Below are 15417 nucleotides of genomic sequence, written 5' to 3' on the forward strand. Positions count from 1 at the left end.
TTATCGCTTAAAAAACTAAAAAAGCTATGAATCGTGTATTCTCACGATTCATAGCTTTACGCGAACCTGACCTGATCCCGTCCATTTCGTTTTGCTTCGTATAATGCTGCATCGGCCCGTTCAAAGACGACCATGCTCGGCTCGTGCCCTGCGATCGCTACGCCAATGGAAACAGTCATTGGAATGGTCTCCCCCTGAAATCCGAACGTCGTGTGGCGCACCTTTTGTACGATGTCTTCTGCCACCTTTTCCATCTCTTCATTTCCTGCAACAACAAGCAAGAACTCCTCCCCGCCGTAACGACCAACGAACCCGCCTGGCGGACAGTATCGTTCGAGGGTCTGACCGATTTGTCGGAGCGCGGCGTCTCCTGCCAGATGACCATATGTATCGTTCAACTGCTTGAAGTGATCGACATCGATGACGAGTAACGTCCATGGCTTCCCGGACATCTCCAAGTCGTTCATCTGTTCGAGCGTTCGGTAACGGTTCGGCAGTCCCGTCAATTCATCGACGGTCGCCCGATGCGTATGCAGGAGGAACATCCATAGATGCGTCTCGAGCTTCTTCGCTCCCCAATAACAGAGCCATGCCCCGAGCGACAGCATAAGGAAATACGGGATGAAGACGTTCACGAAAACCATCGTATCCACACTGCCGGTCACGCGAATCAAGACGAGGAGCGCACCGAATCCGACATAGACGGCATATCCTCGTGACCGATGCATCGGGACACGCGAAAGGAGAAGCGAAAAGATGTAAAAGACGACGAACATGAGGATCGAATCGACGAACGGGGCACTCATCCCATGCAAGGTCATGCGTCCGATGAAGATGAGCGCGAGCGTGACGACGGCACCAAACGGTCCGGCGTATGTCGCCGACAAGGCGATCGGGATGAGACGGAGATCGATCCTCGCATCGCCAAGTTCAATGGCGTTTAAGGTCAACAAGATCGCCGTCAATCCGTTCGACACCCCAAACCAAAAACGGACGAACAGTGGGGAGGACGGTTGAATCGGCAAGACCGTTCGCATCACATAAAACGTGAGCGACATGAGTAAAAAGATGATACTGATATTAATAAAAAACTGGTTGATGACCGTTCCCATCGATTCCCCTCCTTCCCTTTCCGTTTCCATCCTATCCCAACCAGGTGAAAAATGTCACCCTTACATTCTATATTTACAAAAAAAGTCGAAAGCTCACGCTTCCGACTGCTTTTTGATCATCTGTTTCATCAAGTTGGCACTGTTTCGTGCCGACTCATTCTCTTCTTGCATCTGAATGTACACTTCATGACGATGGATATCGATATGGCGCGGGGCATCGATGCCGAGTTTCACCTGGTCACCCTCGATGGCGAGCACGGTGAGCGTCACGTCGTCCCCGATGTGGATGGCCTCGCCTTGTTTTCGTTTCAATACGAGCATCAGCGCACCTCCGCCTTCGTGCCGCCGAGCGGATAACGGGCCGGGTAAGCATCATCTAATATGACTTGCTTCCCGCGGCGTTCCTTCGTCTCGATGACGATTGGTGCCTTCAAGTTGAGCGTCGATGCATCGAACGGCTCACGGAGCGTGACGATCGAATAGACAGAGACGTGTTCCGCTTCTGCGATCCCGAGTTGATCCTTCGCCCCGTCCGACAGTTCGAACGAATAGTCCGACTTGTGCCAGAACGGATTCGTCACGACGAACGCGCACGCCTTCTCTTCGATTGACTGGAGCGACCAGAACGGCAGCTCTTCCCCGTATGGAATCAACACGAACGTCTTAGAGTCCGGGAATCCTGGAATCTCACTGACGAACGTGATCGTCTCCGCTTCATTTATTTCAATCTTGCCAAAGTAGTCTGTTTCAATGAACATGGATTGTCCTCACTTTCAACGCGTTTCATCATACATCCCACCGACCGGCCACATCTCGAGCGATGCCTGTTGACGGAGGGAAATGTCCGTCGTCCATGGCGTGAACGAGATGTCTGCCGGTGTGAGCGATACATCAATCTGTGGCGGTGTGATATTCCATTCGATTTTCACATCCGCTGGTGTATACGTCAACTTGACACGGTCAATCGATTTCGGCATATAGCCCATCTCGACGATCGGATACGGGTCGTTCACTTTCTCTGCCGCCATCGAGGCAATCGGGTTGCCGTTCTCGATACGCATCATCCGGTCCCCTTCACGAGCGATGTTCATCATCGCCTCGCGGGCCCCTTGTTCCCCCATCTGTCCGAACGACTTACCGAGTTCAAGCGCCCCTTTCAGGTTGCTCTCACTCCGTGCCACCGAAGAGTCGACTTCAAGTTTCCCTTGAGTCGTCTGTTGCGTCATCTCAGCTTTCCCTTGCTGCATCGACATGTCCGCCCGACCTTGACGCATCTCGAGCACCGGTCGGTTCGAGGTCATCTGGATGGCAGCAAACGTTTGCCGCATCTCAAGTTTAGCGAGATTCATAATCGATTACCGGAGGAAGTCAAGGAGCGTCGGTTGAATGATCCGAGCACCTGCCGAGAGTGCGGCGCGGTGTACCGTCTCATGGGATTTCAACTCCATGATGACTTTCTCGACGTCGATGTCTTCGTTGTCGGACATGATTGTCTTGGCGATGATTTCATGGTCTTGTAGACGGTTGTCGATGAGCTCCAAACGGTTCGCCCGGGCACCGAGTTCGGCACGTTCTGTGATCAAGTTTTGACCAAGTGTATCGAGCGTGTCGAGTTCAGCCGATAGGTCGGCACCACCCGTCGTTTCTTTTGCCAGTAAACCACTCATCTTTTGAAGTCCCTCGAACAATTCTTTCCCGAAAATCGTTTCCGGTTGCATATTCACTTGTACGGTGATTCCTTTTGAGACCTCGAATTCGATTTTACCACTCGGATTCAATTTGTCAGGAACTGGCGTCGTCATATAAATTTCATCAATCGTGACCGGACTTGCTGGATCAGCCGCCAAGAATCCCTTCAACTTCTCCATGTTAATGAGCGGTTGATCCGTTTTCGTCCCGTTATAAATATACTTCTCGCCCGCCTTCGAGTTGGCGAGTGAGCCGATATGTTCGATCAACTGGTCGACCTCACTCTTGATGATGGCACGTTGCGATGATTCATACGTATCGTTCGCCGCTTGCGTCGTCAATTCACGAATCCGCTTGACGGCTTCCGTGACCTCGTTGAGCGTCGAGTCCGTCAGATCCATCCAGCTCGTCGCCTCGCTGACGTTACGACGGAATTGGTCGACTTCACGTACTTCTGTCCGGTAACGAATGCCTTGCATCGCGACGACTGGGTCCTCCGATGCTTTTTGAATCCGTTTCCCGCTGATGAGTTGTTCCTGGACACGAGCGAGTGTGTTGTAGCTACTGGATAAATGCTTCAAGTTCGTCTGTGTGAGCATTGTCTGTGTGACACGCATCAGTCATTACCTCCCTACGACACCCATGCCGTTAATGATTTTGTCTAACATTTCATCGACGGCCGTGATGTTACGGGCCGCTGCATTATAAGCGTGCTGATACTGGATCATCATCGTCATCTCTTCATCGAGCGAGACGGCACTGACCGACTGACGCCGCTGGTCTGAACTGCTCAACAGAGCGAATGTACTCTTGGCGAGGTTGCCGTTCTGGCTCGCCTTGACAGCCATGTTCCCGATGACGTTCTGATAATACTTACCAATCGACGTGGTAACTAAAGCTGAACCACCTGAAAATGCAATTTGCGCATTCTTTAAGTTTGCCAAGTCAAGAGCCCCGCTACCGTCTCCGATGTTTTTGTCTTTTGAGATAGCGATCAAGTTCAAGTTCTCTAAAATTTTCGGATTGACCGTTACGGTCTTCGCATCGCTGCCAAAAAAGAAGTCAATACCGGTTTGGCGAGGATTGTCTTGAACGTTCCCGTCGTAAAAAGTCTTATGCAAATTATTAAATGCCGTCGTGAATTCTTTGGCCATGGCATCTAAATCCAACAGCATTTGTTCGAATTCGCCTTTATGCGCCTCTCCCCCCGACGTGGATCCATACATTTCGACAAGTGCTCGTAGCTTACCGTTCGGCATGTCTTGGAGGGTCATCGCCTTAGTTGTCGCAGCATCTGCCGCACGGTATGTCGACTCGGTCACTGCTCCGACACCACCCGTGATGCCATCGACCAATTTCACTTTGATAGGTTTTGGCGGCGCGCTCGGATTTGTGGGATCAATGACACCAGGTACGGAAATCTGAATATCAATCCGTCCTTCCGCGACACGTTGCGAGTTCCCGCGTGTTTCCCCGTTCGTGTAATCGACTGGGACACGTTCGAACTTGATATATTGTGACAACTCGTCCATGTAACGATCGCGCTCATCATACAATTCGTTCGGTAAGACCCCGAGCGGTTCCGCATCCCCGATTTGACGGTTGACGTCACCGATTTTCGTCAACAAGTCGTTGATTTTTTTCGTGACGACGCCCGCTTCTGCTTTCAAATCCTCTTGAACTTTCGATAACGAAGAAGACATGTAGTTGAACGTTTGTGTCAACGTCAACGCTCGCTGCCGAACCACGCTTCGCGCACCCGTATCATCCGGGTTGACCGCCAAGTCTTGAAGGGATGACCAAAATTTATCGAGCGCATGGGCGAGTCCATTCTCAGACGGTTCGTTGATGATGTCCTCCATCCGCCCGAACGCCGCTTCTTTCGTCGCATAGAACGCGTTCTTCACCGACTCGTCGCGATACTGTTGGTCGATCATCAGATCGCGAATCCGGGCGAGCGTCTCCCCGCGTACCCCGGTCCCGAATTGTCCGGCTTTCGTTCCGCCGAAGTTGACCGAGAGCTGTTCCGTCATCCCGAGGGTGAGGCGTTGGCGTGAATAGCCAGGGTTTGAAGCGTTCGCCACGTTGTTCCCCGTCGCCTGTAACGCCCATTGGTGTGTCGTCAGGCTGCGGCGCGCCGTCTCTAGTCCCATAAATGTTGAACCCATTCTGTACTTCCTCCTTAAACGTCACGGCTGAACGAGCGCGTTTCAAACGCCTGTTGTCCGTATGTGAAATCATCTGCTTCTGGCAAGAGCATGTCCAAGTGCCAGGTAATATAACGAAGGGACTGTTCGAGAAGCGATGCGTTCAATTCGTTCTGACGCTTCAACTCGAACAAGACCGGTCTCAGTTCCTCTATCTCTTCATCGTCCAATTCATACGTCCCTTGAAGTCGTTCCGCTTCTTTTTGTGAGATTTGTCGGACAAGTTTCGCCTCTTCTTTGACGAGCGCGCTAAAAGCGGCCATGTCATTTTGGACGAGTAACTGTTCTTTCGTGTAGGCCAATTCGAGTAAACGTTTATGTAATGTGAGCATGAGTCTCTCCTTTTTTCAAAAAAAGAGCCGACTAAAGAAAGGGGTGCCCCTTATTTAGTCAGCTTCCGTGCCGTGTTATTCAGTGCGAAGGCCTCAAACGGACCTCGCTTCCATTCATCCTTGTAGAAAGCGTTTGGCGATTTCACGCGCGTCCCGTGAATACGTGCCCGCATCAATCTCTGCTTTCAAAGCGTCGATTTTTGCGAGACGGTCCGGATGTTTCACCGGTTCTTCAAACCGGGCGCGGGCTTCCGCCGAGATTGACAATTGGTCCGTTTGGCGTGATGGCGCGGGCTTCGGCTCGACTTGCGTTTTCTTTTCATAAGTGTTCGGTAAATGTACCCACTTGGCTGAATCGATGCGCATGCGTCTTCCCCCTCTTCATGATGTTAATCCAAACGATAAGCGCGAGCACTTGACGACTTCGTCAAGCTCTCTTGTAGACTAGACAGTTCCTTCTGCATATCTCTCTGGCAGTTCGAACAGACTTTCCCTTCGTTCGTCGGTTGACCACAACGTACGCAGCCGACGAGGAGTTCCGGGTTGTCCTTGATGATCAGGCGTCCTTCATGGATATATCGCGTGATATCAAGTTCCGACACACCCGTCGCTTCGACGAGGGCGCCGATGTTCATTGATTTGTTTTCTGGTTCACGAATGAAGTCACGGACTTTCAAGAAGTTTTGGAAGTCGACTTCACTACATGATGGGCAATAAGGCGAGCGACCTTGTTTCATAAACAAGCGTCCGCACATTTGGCAAGATGCTGCATCCATTGGTTTCACCTCTGCCTTTTATATCGGACGGGTTTTTGATTTGTTTAGCGCCCGAAATAAGCAAATCGCAGAAACTTCTGTCGCACCCGCCTGCCGCAGTGAAAATGCCGCCTGATGGAGCGTCGTCCCCGTCGTATAGACGTCGTCTACAAGAATGATTTTCCCACATTTCACTGAAGTTGGTACAGTGAAAGGATTCGTTCGGTGTCGTCTTTCTTCTTTCCCGAGTTCGCGTTGACTCGAAACCTCGGTTTTCTCGATCAGTTGCCGGGTTGGACCAACCTTTCGTGCGAGCACTTCCGCTTGGTTGAAGCGACGCGACCTGTGTCGTTCGTCACTGAGCGGGACGGGCACATATGTCGCGCCAGGTTCTCGCAGTGCCCGAAGTTTTGGTGCGACCGATGCGGCGATGACGACGTCGCCACTGAATTTGAAGCGATGTAGCCACTCGATTCCTGCCTCGTCATAGGCGTACAGGCAACGGACGGTCAAATCAGAGCCGAGCGCGAGCCAGCGGATACAATCTGAGCACGTCTCTCCCGTCTCGTTCGGTTGACCACAGCGCGGGCAGCCTGTCCCGAGCGGCGTCAGTCGATCCTCACATGAAGGGCACACCCAGTCGCGTCGCCATAACGTGGCCGGTGTCCACGGGACGGTCATCGGTTGGTGACAGAGAAGACATTTCATCGACTGTTCGCCTTCACGATCGCCCGGATGGCGAGATCTTGCCAAAACGTCCGTTCACGATAAAAGAAACAGACCTCCCCTGTCGGCGCATCCGGCTTTCGTCCGGCCCGCCCCGCCATTTGGATGAGACCTCGTGTCGAGAAGAGTCGATGTTCGCTCTCGAGCACTCCGACCTGCACGTCCCGGACCGTCATCCCCCGCTCCCAGATCGATGTCGCAAGGACGATTCCCTTCGTCTCTTGAAGCCAGTGAAGCGCGTCGGTCCGCTCCTCGGTCTCGGCCGATACCGTCCGACACGTAAACCCTGCGTCTTCTAACGTTTTGCGATATTGCTCGAGGTGAGGCTTTGTCGGCACGAACAGGAGACGCGGTTTTGCGGCGTGACGTCGACAGAAGTCGGTAATCTGCTCGTCCGACTGTTTGACGAGTGTCGGGACCGGCAAATCAAATCCGTGATAACGGCGGGACAGATGCACCGTCGAAACCATCTGTTGCCAAGCGGTCGGAGTCGCAGTGATGAAGACAAACACCCCTTTCCCGACCCGATAGATGGTGCGCCATAACGTCACGTCAAAAGCGAACGGGAAGGCATCGGACTCATCGACGAGGACATAATCGAATACGTCACGTAGATTGAGTAGTAACGGTGCGGTCGCCACCGTGATCATCCCGATGAAATCTTTCTCTCCACCCCCGTACCGTCTCGTGATGGGCACGGTGAATGCTTGTTCGAGCCGTTCTACCCATTCGATGGCAACGTCTTTCCTCGGGGACACGATCAATACCCGCTTCCCTTCATTGACGACCTGCTCGATCACGGGGAACGTCATCTCGGTCTTCCCGGCGCCACACACCGCATGGACGAGACCGGTCTTCCGTTCGTCCCACCATGTGAGCAGTTGACTTGCGACCCGCGTTTGGGCTGGTGCGAGTTCGAATGGCATCGTCAAATCGGTCGTTTCGGAAGGTGTCGTGATGACTCGCTCCTGTAGAAAATCACAGCGGCAGACCCGCCCAAGATAAAGACAGTTCCGACAGTAAGCACACGACCCGTGATGACAAGTGAACGTCCGGACGTTCATGCTGAGACATCGTTGGCAGATGCCAAAACGGATGGCACGCGTCCCGTTTGATGCGACGATGAGTTCCCCCATATCTCTTTGCTCCTTTTTCCTTTCACGCTAACAAGACACACATGTGCGTGCGAATCCTCTTGATGTACAAATCCCTTTGGCAATCGTTCTTTTGACGGATGACGCTTCCGTATTTTATCCGTTATGATTATGGGAAAAATAGACTAAATTGTGAGGACGTGGAACGGATGCGACGATTCATCGGCTCTTTGGTTGGAATAGGTTTGATCTTATACGGTAGCTTCACACTACTCTCTCATTTTTTGTTCGGTTATCCGAAAGACGAACAGTTCGTTCGCCAAGTCGCTGCCACGTATCTCGAGGATCACCACCGCGATCAATCCCTCGAAATCACGAGCGCCACTATGATGATGTGGGGAAGTGACCTTTATCTCCTCACCATCGATTCCGACACGAGCATCGACACACATTTTGAATTGCACATTACGGCGGATGGTGACATCACGTTCAATGATTATGCGAACGTCACCTCAGGAGTGAATACGTTTGACCGGATTCATGATGCGTATCGTCGATTGGTCGGACCCGCGCTCCCAGAACATGTTCATCTGAGCGATGACGTCCTCATCCCAAAGGACGGACCCGATTCACCGGAAGAATCCTTGGACCTCCAATCTCTTCGCCTCGATCAGGACTATGACATTCAAGATATCGGTGATAACCATGGCAGTCTATTTATTTCTGTGGATGTCCCTACCACGACGGTCAATCGTGCAGCATTTCTATTACGAGATTTGAAGCATAACATGGACGCGGCTGGCGTTCCGTTCCGAACGATGTCCGTCACGCTTCGCGGGGAGGAGGACTGGTTTTATACGGGTAGCGTGTCACGAGAAGCAATCGACTCTCCCGAGCTCGAACAAATCATCCAGCGTCAGCACGATGAGGTGATGTCACAATGAAATGGAGGATTTTCTTTCTTCTTTGTGGCACCATCATTGTCGCCACGTTCGGGGTTCGCATCGTTTTCGGTACAGATGCCGAGAAACAGCGTGTATCGAATAGTGCAGTAGCATATGTTCGTTACACCTATCCCGCACTTGACGTGCGTGTCCAACAAGTCGACTACATGTTCCCACATAGCACACGTTACTTCGTCACATTCACTTCTCCAACGAGTCCTGATACGACGTTCACGGTCTACGTGAAACGCAATGGACAAGTCACACACGATGATTATGATCAGGTCCATCTTCGAGAAACGACTTATCAACGGTTGAATGATGAATACGCTGCATGGACAGAACGCGTCTTACGTTCTGACACGTTCCCCTACCCCATTACCTATGGACAGGGATTCATCCGTAGAAAAGAAGACGACTCAGTGGTGGAAGGCATTTCCCCGAGCGATTTAGAGTTAGACGAAGCATTCGATCTGATTGCATATGGAACCATGTATGGTCACCTCCATCTCGACTTGTCCCAACCGACTTCAACAAACGAATCACTTTCAGATATTGCGAGAGGAACGAGACGCTATTTCGATGACCATCAAGTCCCGTTCCATACGCTATCGCTCAGCGTGACCGATCAAGACGACATCTATTTCGTCCCCTCCCTCTTTTACGATGAATTGGAATCTCCGCTCCTCGAAGACATCATCGAAAGCCGGATCCTCACCGACTGAACGAAAAAACGGATCATCCGACATGCGGGATGATCCGTTTTCGTGCAAGCTGCACTTATTTCTGTTTGTAGAACATGATCGCCTCGTACGGACGAAGGGACAACGTCGTCCCGTCGAGCTCAGGCACGTCGTAGTTGTGGCTGACGACGCTCACCCGCTCGAAACCTTCCGGGATGGTGTACGTCGTTTCCGTTCCATAGAAGTTGGCGACGACGAGGAGCTCCTCGCGGTCCGTCTTCCGTGTATATGCCCAAACGTCTAACGAATCAGGTGTGAGGAGCGTGTAGTCCCCGTCCGTCAAGACGTCAAGTTCTTTTCGTAATGCAATCAAGTTCTTGTAGTGGTAGAACACCGAGTTCGGGTCATCGAGCGCTGCTTCGACGTTCACGTCCTGGTAGTTCGGTGCCACGTTGATCCACGGTGTGCCGTTCGTGAAGCCGGCATGCGTCGTCGCATCCCACTGCATCGGCGTCCGCGAGTTGTCGCGTGACTTTTGTTTGATGGCTGCCATCATGTCTTCATGCGACACACCTTCTTCGCGTTTCAACTTATAGTTGTTGAGCGTCTCGATGTCACGGTACTCGTTCAAATCATCAAAGCCAGGATTCGTCATCCCGATCTCTTCTCCTTGATAGATGTACGGTGTCCCTTGGAGTCCGTGGAGCACGGTCGCAAGCATCTTCGCACTCTCGACGCGATGGTTCGTGTCGTTCCCGAAACGGCTGACGACGCGCGGTTGGTCATGGTTGCACCAGAAGATGGCGTTCCATCCCTTCCCGTGCATCCCTTGTTGCCACGTCGACATGATGTCTTTCAACTGGATGAAGTCGAACGGGGAGGCGACGAATTTCTCGCCGTTCGGATAGTCGACTTTCAAGTGATGGAAGCTGAACGTCATGCTGAGCTCGTTCTCGTCCGGGTTCGAATAGCGCACGCAATGGTCGAGCGTCGTCGACGACATCTCCCCGACCGTGATGACGTCATGCCCGTCAAATACTTCTCGGTTCATCTCTTTCAAATATTCGTGGATGCGTGGGCCGTCCGTGTAGAATTTCCGGCCGTCCGACTCGTCTTCCGGGAAATCTTGTTCTTTTGAGATCAAGTTGATGACGTCGAGACGGAACCCTTTGATTCCTTTCTCGCGCCAGAAGCGCATCATCTCATAGACGTCTTCACGCATCTGTTCGTTCTCCCAGTTCAAGTCGGCCTGGGTCACATCGAACAAGTGGAGATAGTATTGCCCGCTCTTCTCGTCATATTCCCACGCGTTCCCACCGAACTTCGATTCCCAGTTCGTCGGCTCGTCGCGCCAGATGTAGTAGTCACGGTACCGCTCGTCTCCCGCCAATGATTTCTGGAACCATTCATGGTCTGTCGACGAGTGGTTGACGACGATGTCCATCATGAGGCCAATGCCCCGCGCCTCTGCCTCACGGATCAATTCGTCGAGGTCTTCCATCGTGCCGTAAGACGGGTCGATGGCATAGTAATCACTCACGTCATAGCCGTTGTCGTGTTGAGGTGACTGATAGACAGGCGTCATCCAAATGTATTCGATGCCGAGTTCTGCCAAGTAATCTAGCTTCGCCGTCACCCCTTTGATTGATCCGGTCGCGTTTCCTTCCGGACTGTAAAAGCTTTTCGGGTAAATTTGATAGACGACTGATTTGCGCCAATTTTTCTGTGTCATCAACGACATCTCCTTTTTGTAAGAGTTTTCATTTCAATAGGAAAGAGGGAAGAACTGCCGTCCCTCCCTCCCGAGTCAATGCTTATGCGACTTTATTTTCTTCGATTTCACCTTTCTTCATGTAGCGCTTCGACAAGATGAACGTGAGCGCGAACGGTACGATGATCGCGATGACCATCCCGACGATGAAGAGAAGGATTTTGTCTGTGAAGATTGAGAGGAATCCAGGGAGTCCTCCGACACCGATTGCGATTGCTTGAACATCATTCAGTGTGATGAAGATGGCTGCGATCGCTGACCCGATCATCGCAGAGTAGAACGGGAATTTATTCGGCAAGTTGACCCCGAACATCGCCGGCTCCGTGATCCCGAAGTAAGCCGAGATTGCTGAAGTCGATGCCATGCTCTTTTGCTTCGCGTTGTGCTTGTAGACGAAGAACATCGCGAGTGCAGCAGAACCTTGTGCGATATTTGAGAGTGCGATCATCGGCCAGATGAACGTACCGCCTGTATCTGCGATCAACTGAAGGTCGATGGCGATGAACAAGTGATGCATCCCTGTGACGACGAGTGGTGCGTAGAACAACCCGAAGAGGAGTGCCCCGACGACCGGTACGGCTTCAAACGTGTTGACGAGTCCTGTCGCAATCACATTACCAATTCCGCGTGTGATTGGTCCAACGATTGCAAGTGCAAGGAATCCAGTGACGACGATCGTCGTGATCGGAACGACCAAGAGTTGAATCGCATTCGGTACACGTTTTTTCAAGAATATCTCAATTTGGCTCAAAATATAAGCCGCAGCGAGAACCGGCAAGATTTGACCTTGATATCCGACTTTCTCAATCTCGAACAATCCGAGGATATCGAATGTCGGTACTTCTCCTTCAAGTGCCGCTGTTCCGTAGCCCCAAGCGTTCAAGAGGTCCGGGTGGACAAGCAAGAGACCCATGACAATCCCGAGCACTTCGCTTCCACCGAAACGTTTCGTCGCCGACCATCCGACGAGTGCCGGTAAGAAGACGAATGACGTGTTCGCCATCATGTTGATGAGGTCCCAAAGTCCTTGTAAGTTCGGATAAGCCTCGATGAGCGTCTGCCCGTCGATGAAGAGACCTTCAGAAGCAAGTAAGTTGTTGATCCCCATAAGGAGACCGGCCACGATGATGGCTGGAATGATTGGCATAAAGACGTCAGAGAAGACTTTGACGAGTTTTTGAAGCGGATTCATTTTTTTGCCGCCTGCGGATTTGACCTCGGCGACCGTTGCCGCCTCGAGTCCTGCGAGTTTGATGAATTCGGCATAGACGCGGTCGACATCACCGGCTCCGATGACGATTTGATACACGCCCGAGTTCTCGAACGCCCCTTTGACGAGATCGACTTCTTTCACACGTGCCTCATCGACTTTTGACTGGTCTTTGAGGGAGAGACGGAGACGTGTCACACAGTGTGCGGCTTTGTCCACGTTGTCTTTGCCGCCGATCGCTTCTAGGATGTCTGCGGCAATTTGACGATAATCTGCCTTCATGTTTATTGTCCTCCTTTGTTTGAAAACTTCTAATGAAAACGGTTACTTATGAGTACAAACAAAGTATAACTTATCTATATAAGTCAAGTCAACAACTTATATAGATAAGTTTGAGTGAAGGTTCTGTGACCGGATTTATTGTAAAAAATTCCCTTAATCGAGTTTACTTAAACAAAAAACCTCTTCCTGTTCGAAAGAGGTTTAGCGCCGGGCGACGTCACTGAACTGGAACTTGTCCAAGCGGTGACGGGATTCCGTATATTCGAATTGTTGTCCTTCATATAAGAACGTATCGTTTGTGATGACGATGACATATTCATAGTCGTGCAAATCAAGACGCATCCGGTCGAGCTCGGTCACGTCTTCTGCCGCAATCTTTCGTTTGGCGTAGCTGATCTGTAAGCCAAGCTCTCCTTCGATATAGCCATAAATCGATCGAGCAGCGATTTCTGCTGTCAATCCAGGAACGAGGTCTTTGACGAAATAGTTGATGTCGAGGATGACGTTCTCCCCGTCAAAGTTTCGGACGCGTTCGATGCGAAACACATGCGTTCCCGGTTTCAAGTTCATCCGTTCGACGAGCCAAGGTGGGGCCTCCATCTCTTCGAACGCCGCAACGTGCGTCTGGATGGAGCGACCGAGCATGCTGGCGTACACTTCTGAGAAACTGACAATCCCATTGAATTGAAACTCGATCTGGTCGCGCTTCAACACAAAGACACCTTTCCCGTGGTGCTTCCGGACGTACCCGTTTTCCTGTAAGAGATCGAGTGCCTTTCGGACCGTCCCCCGACTTGCCTCGAACTGATGCATCAGCTCCGTCTCCGACGGGAGTTTCGAGTCTGCAGGTCTCGTGCCGTTCCGCATCTCTTCTGCCAACCGCTCAAATATTTGGCGATATTTCGCCATCGCATTCCCTCCTCCATTGAAAAAGACGACCAGAAACGGTCGTCTTGTGGTTTACCATTCGCGACGATACCAAGTGATGCCGATTGCACCAGGTCCGAGATGCGTTCCGATGACCGGACCGAAATGGCTTCCCGAGATGTGTGCTTTCGGGAACTTCTGTTTCATCGAAGCGATTTCTTCCGCCTGACGCTCCGGGCAGTTGGCGTGAATGATTCCGATACAGTATCCCTCACCGTCACCTGCGATCGACTCGTCCATCATTTCTTCGATTCGACGTACAGCCTTCTTATACGTACGAATCTTCTCAAATGGAACAATCAACTTGTCTTGGAAGTGAAGGACCGGCTTGATTTGTAAGAACGAGCCGACGAGCGCTTGCGCGGCGCTCAATCGTCCACCACGTTGTAGATGATCGAGATCATCGACGACGAAATAGGCGCGAATCGAATCACGGACCGTCTCGAGTCGGGCGATGATTTCTTCCGGTGTGGCACCTTTGTCACGGAGGTTTAACGCCTCTTCGACCATGAACGCTTGCGGCATACAAGAAATCTCAGAGTCAAACGCATGAACGGTCACGTCGACCATATCATTTAACGCGACCATCGACTGGTATGTTCCGCTGATGCCACTTGAGAGTGTGATAGCAATCACGTCCGTCACATCATCCGGCAAATTCTCAATCAACTCGACCGTCTCACCGATGACCGGTTGTGACGTCGTCGGCAGTTTGCCTGCCTCGATTCGCTCATAGAACGCCTCCGTCGACATATCGATCGACTCGCGGTACGACGCGCCATCGAAGATGACACTGAGTGGAGCGACATGGACGTCATGTCGTGCCAAAAAATCATCCGACAGATAGGCGGTACTGTCGGTTAAAATCGCAATGTTTCCCATACTATATCCTCACTTTACGTCGTTTCATTTTTCCAATTATGTTAGGATTCCATTCCATATTGTAACACAAAAACGAGGTAAAGCATCGGTGACGCTCAAATCTCGACCCATCCCCGGCGAATCGCATCGACGACCGCTTGCGTCCGGTCGTTCACATCCATTTTACGGAGGACAGAGGACACATGGTTTTTAACCGTTTTTTCACTGATGAACAACATGTCACTGATGTCTCGGTTCGATCGACCATCCGCGAGAAGGTGCAGCACCTCGACCTCACGACGTGACAACAGTTGATATACCGGATCATCCGTGCGACTTTCGACGCCACGACCCGCTTGTTCCCCTTTGAATTGTAAAAGGCGACGGTATTCTTTCAAGACGTTTGTCGTCACTTTCGGGTGTAGGTAAGCCCCATCGCGAGCGACGGCACGGACCGCCGAAATCAATTCGGTCGATGCCACTTCTTTTAAGAGAAAACCAGACGCGCCCGCTTCGAGCGCATGCGTGATATAAGACTCATCATCGTGGATCGAGAGGATGAGGACGCGTGTCTCCGGTGACAGGAGCGACAGTTGCTTTGTCGCCTCGATCCCGTTCATGTCCGGCATGTTGATGTCTAAGATCATGATCTCCGGTTTTTGCTCGCCGGCGATGCGAATCGCCTCGCGACCCGTCCGTCCTTCTGCGACGACCGTAAATTCATCTTCTAAATCAAAAATCCGCTTCAATCCTTCGCGGAACAGTTCGTGATCATCCACGATTGCAATGCGTGTCTGTGTCATTTCCATGTATGTCTTCCCCCT

General features: G+C 51.6%; 18 protein-coding genes. 2 read left to right on the forward strand and 16 right to left on the reverse strand.

The genetic code is table 11. The annotated features are described in order from the left end of the window. Positions 1 to 56: 56 nt before the first annotated feature. From PJK55_RS07600 to PJK55_RS07650, 11 genes are all read right to left on the reverse strand, one after another. The gene (locus tag PJK55_RS07600; protein ID WP_271305314.1) at positions 57 to 1112 is read right to left on the reverse strand and encodes a GGDEF domain-containing protein; all 1056 of its coding nucleotides are present in this window, start codon (positions 1110 to 1112) and stop codon (positions 57 to 59) included. 93 nt (positions 1113 to 1205) lie between these two features. After that, the gene (gene csrA, locus PJK55_RS07605) at positions 1206 to 1433 is read right to left on the reverse strand and encodes a carbon storage regulator CsrA (protein WP_214785909.1); all 228 of its coding nucleotides are present in this window, start codon (positions 1431 to 1433) and stop codon (positions 1206 to 1208) included. Further along, positions 1433 to 1870, reverse strand: a complete 438-nt coding sequence (gene fliW / locus PJK55_RS07610; protein WP_214820675.1) for a flagellar assembly protein FliW — start codon at positions 1868 to 1870, stop codon at positions 1433 to 1435. The genes csrA and fliW overlap by 1 nt, the downstream gene beginning before the upstream one ends. A gap of 15 nt (positions 1871 to 1885) precedes the next feature. Further along, positions 1886 to 2461 carry a DUF6470 family protein gene (locus tag PJK55_RS07615; RefSeq protein WP_271305315.1) on the reverse strand — a complete coding sequence of 192 codons (576 nt, stop codon included), beginning with the start codon at positions 2459 to 2461 and terminating at the stop codon, positions 1886 to 1888. Between the two features lie 6 nt (positions 2462 to 2467). Beyond that, positions 2468 to 3418 (reverse strand): flagellar hook-associated protein FlgL, encoded by a 951-nt coding sequence (flgL, locus tag PJK55_RS07620; protein ID WP_271305316.1) that lies wholly within the window; start codon positions 3416 to 3418, stop codon positions 2468 to 2470. Between the two features lie 6 nt (positions 3419 to 3424). Then, a complete protein-coding gene (gene flgK / locus PJK55_RS07625; RefSeq protein WP_271305317.1) occupies positions 3425 to 4969 on the reverse strand; it encodes a flagellar hook-associated protein FlgK in 1545 nt (514 codons plus the stop codon). 14 nt (positions 4970 to 4983) lie between these two features. After that, positions 4984 to 5340: a flagellar export chaperone FlgN gene (gene flgN / locus PJK55_RS07630; RefSeq protein ID WP_074033757.1), complete on the reverse strand. Its 357-nt coding sequence runs from the start codon at positions 5338 to 5340 to the stop codon at positions 4984 to 4986. 114 nt (positions 5341 to 5454) lie between these two features. Beyond that, positions 5455 to 5706, reverse strand: coding sequence for a flagellar biosynthesis anti-sigma factor FlgM (locus tag PJK55_RS07635; protein WP_074033759.1), 252 nt, complete (start codon positions 5704 to 5706; stop codon positions 5455 to 5457). A gap of 23 nt (positions 5707 to 5729) precedes the next feature. Next, entirely contained in the window at positions 5730 to 6116 is a 387-nt protein-coding gene (locus PJK55_RS07640) for a flagellar protein (RefSeq protein WP_271305318.1), read from the reverse strand. Positions 6117 to 6134: 18 nt separating this feature from the next. Next, on the reverse strand, positions 6135 to 6803 hold the full coding sequence (locus PJK55_RS07645; RefSeq protein ID WP_271305319.1) for a ComF family protein: 669 nt from the start codon (positions 6801 to 6803) through the stop codon (positions 6135 to 6137). Beyond that, positions 6800 to 7957 carry a DEAD/DEAH box helicase family protein gene (locus tag PJK55_RS07650; protein ID WP_271305320.1) on the reverse strand — a complete coding sequence of 386 codons (1158 nt, stop codon included), beginning with the start codon at positions 7955 to 7957 and terminating at the stop codon, positions 6800 to 6802. The genes PJK55_RS07645 and PJK55_RS07650 overlap by 4 nt, the downstream gene beginning before the upstream one ends. Positions 7958 to 8124: 167 nt before the next feature. On the opposite strand from PJK55_RS07650, the gene PJK55_RS07655 reads away from it, so the two are divergent. Together PJK55_RS07655 and PJK55_RS07660 are read left to right on the forward strand one after the other, a co-directional pair. Next, positions 8125 to 8859, forward strand: coding sequence for a hypothetical protein (locus PJK55_RS07655; protein ID WP_271305321.1), 735 nt, complete (start codon positions 8125 to 8127; stop codon positions 8857 to 8859). Continuing rightward, a complete protein-coding gene (locus tag PJK55_RS07660) occupies positions 8856 to 9584 on the forward strand; it encodes a hypothetical protein (protein ID WP_271305322.1) in 729 nt (242 codons plus the stop codon). Before PJK55_RS07655 ends, PJK55_RS07660 begins: the two co-directional genes overlap by 4 nt. Positions 9585 to 9639: 55 nt before the next feature. Here PJK55_RS07660 and treC read toward each other — a convergent pair whose 3' ends face one another. The 5 genes from treC to PJK55_RS07685 form a co-directional block, all read right to left on the reverse strand. Further along, on the reverse strand, positions 9640 to 11274 hold the full coding sequence (gene treC / locus PJK55_RS07665; RefSeq protein ID WP_271305323.1) for an alpha,alpha-phosphotrehalase: 1635 nt from the start codon (positions 11272 to 11274) through the stop codon (positions 9640 to 9642). 82 nt (positions 11275 to 11356) lie between these two features. Continuing rightward, positions 11357 to 12805: a PTS system trehalose-specific EIIBC component gene (gene treP / locus PJK55_RS07670; RefSeq protein WP_224861795.1), complete on the reverse strand. Its 1449-nt coding sequence runs from the start codon at positions 12803 to 12805 to the stop codon at positions 11357 to 11359. Positions 12806 to 13006: 201 nt separating this feature from the next. Continuing rightward, positions 13007 to 13714, reverse strand: coding sequence for a trehalose operon repressor (treR, locus tag PJK55_RS07675; RefSeq protein WP_271305324.1), 708 nt, complete (start codon positions 13712 to 13714; stop codon positions 13007 to 13009). Between the two features lie 51 nt (positions 13715 to 13765). Beyond that, a complete protein-coding gene (locus PJK55_RS07680; protein ID WP_214693694.1) occupies positions 13766 to 14614 on the reverse strand; it encodes a DegV family protein in 849 nt (282 codons plus the stop codon). A gap of 95 nt (positions 14615 to 14709) precedes the next feature. Then, a complete protein-coding gene (locus tag PJK55_RS07685) occupies positions 14710 to 15402 on the reverse strand; it encodes a response regulator transcription factor (RefSeq protein WP_271305325.1) in 693 nt (230 codons plus the stop codon). Positions 15403 to 15417: the final 15 nt, after the last annotated feature.

It is taken from the genome of Exiguobacterium sp. MMG028 (genome assembly GCF_027947425.1).
Classification (GTDB): domain Bacteria; phylum Bacillota; class Bacilli; order Exiguobacteriales; family Exiguobacteriaceae; genus Exiguobacterium; species Exiguobacterium aestuarii_A.

What these genes read in the sequence shown, in the direction of transcription:
- PJK55_RS07685 (WP_271305325.1), bottom strand. Translation starts at nt 15,402, where the DNA reads ATGGAAATGACACAGACACGCATTGCAATCGTGGATGATCACGAACTG.
- flgK (WP_271305317.1), bottom strand. Translation starts at nt 4,969, where the DNA reads ATGGGTTCAACATTTATGGGACTAGAGACGGCGCGCCGCAGCCTGACG.
- PJK55_RS07645 (WP_271305319.1), bottom strand. Translation starts at nt 6,803, where the DNA reads ATGAAATGTCTTCTCTGTCACCAACCGATGACCGTCCCGTGGACACCG.
- PJK55_RS07615 (WP_271305315.1), bottom strand. Translation starts at nt 2,461, where the DNA reads ATGAATCTCGCTAAACTTGAGATGCGGCAAACGTTTGCTGCCATCCAG.
- PJK55_RS07680 (WP_214693694.1), bottom strand. Translation starts at nt 14,614, where the DNA reads ATGGGAAACATTGCGATTTTAACCGACAGTACCGCCTATCTGTCGGAT.
- PJK55_RS07660 (WP_271305322.1), top strand. Translation starts at nt 8,856, where the DNA reads ATGAAATGGAGGATTTTCTTTCTTCTTTGTGGCACCATCATTGTCGCC.
- PJK55_RS07640 (WP_271305318.1), bottom strand. Translation starts at nt 6,116, where the DNA reads ATGGATGCAGCATCTTGCCAAATGTGCGGACGCTTGTTTATGAAACAA.
- PJK55_RS07655 (WP_271305321.1), top strand. Translation starts at nt 8,125, where the DNA reads ATGCGACGATTCATCGGCTCTTTGGTTGGAATAGGTTTGATCTTATAC.
- treP (WP_224861795.1), bottom strand. Translation starts at nt 12,805, where the DNA reads ATGAAGGCAGATTATCGTCAAATTGCCGCAGACATCCTAGAAGCGATC.
- PJK55_RS07650 (WP_271305320.1), bottom strand. Translation starts at nt 7,957, where the DNA reads ATGGGGGAACTCATCGTCGCATCAAACGGGACGCGTGCCATCCGTTTT.
- flgL (WP_271305316.1), bottom strand. Translation starts at nt 3,418, where the DNA reads ATGCGTGTCACACAGACAATGCTCACACAGACGAACTTGAAGCATTTA.
- flgN (WP_074033757.1), bottom strand. Translation starts at nt 5,340, where the DNA reads ATGCTCACATTACATAAACGTTTACTCGAATTGGCCTACACGAAAGAA.
- PJK55_RS07635 (WP_074033759.1), bottom strand. Translation starts at nt 5,706, where the DNA reads ATGCGCATCGATTCAGCCAAGTGGGTACATTTACCGAACACTTATGAA.
- treR (WP_271305324.1), bottom strand. Translation starts at nt 13,714, where the DNA reads ATGGCGAAATATCGCCAAATATTTGAGCGGTTGGCAGAAGAGATGCGG.
- fliW (WP_214820675.1), bottom strand. Translation starts at nt 1,870, where the DNA reads ATGTTCATTGAAACAGACTACTTTGGCAAGATTGAAATAAATGAAGCG.
- csrA (WP_214785909.1), bottom strand. Translation starts at nt 1,433, where the DNA reads ATGCTCGTATTGAAACGAAAACAAGGCGAGGCCATCCACATCGGGGAC.
- treC (WP_271305323.1), bottom strand. Translation starts at nt 11,274, where the DNA reads ATGACACAGAAAAATTGGCGCAAATCAGTCGTCTATCAAATTTACCCG.
- PJK55_RS07600 (WP_271305314.1), bottom strand. Translation starts at nt 1,112, where the DNA reads ATGGGAACGGTCATCAACCAGTTTTTTATTAATATCAGTATCATCTTT.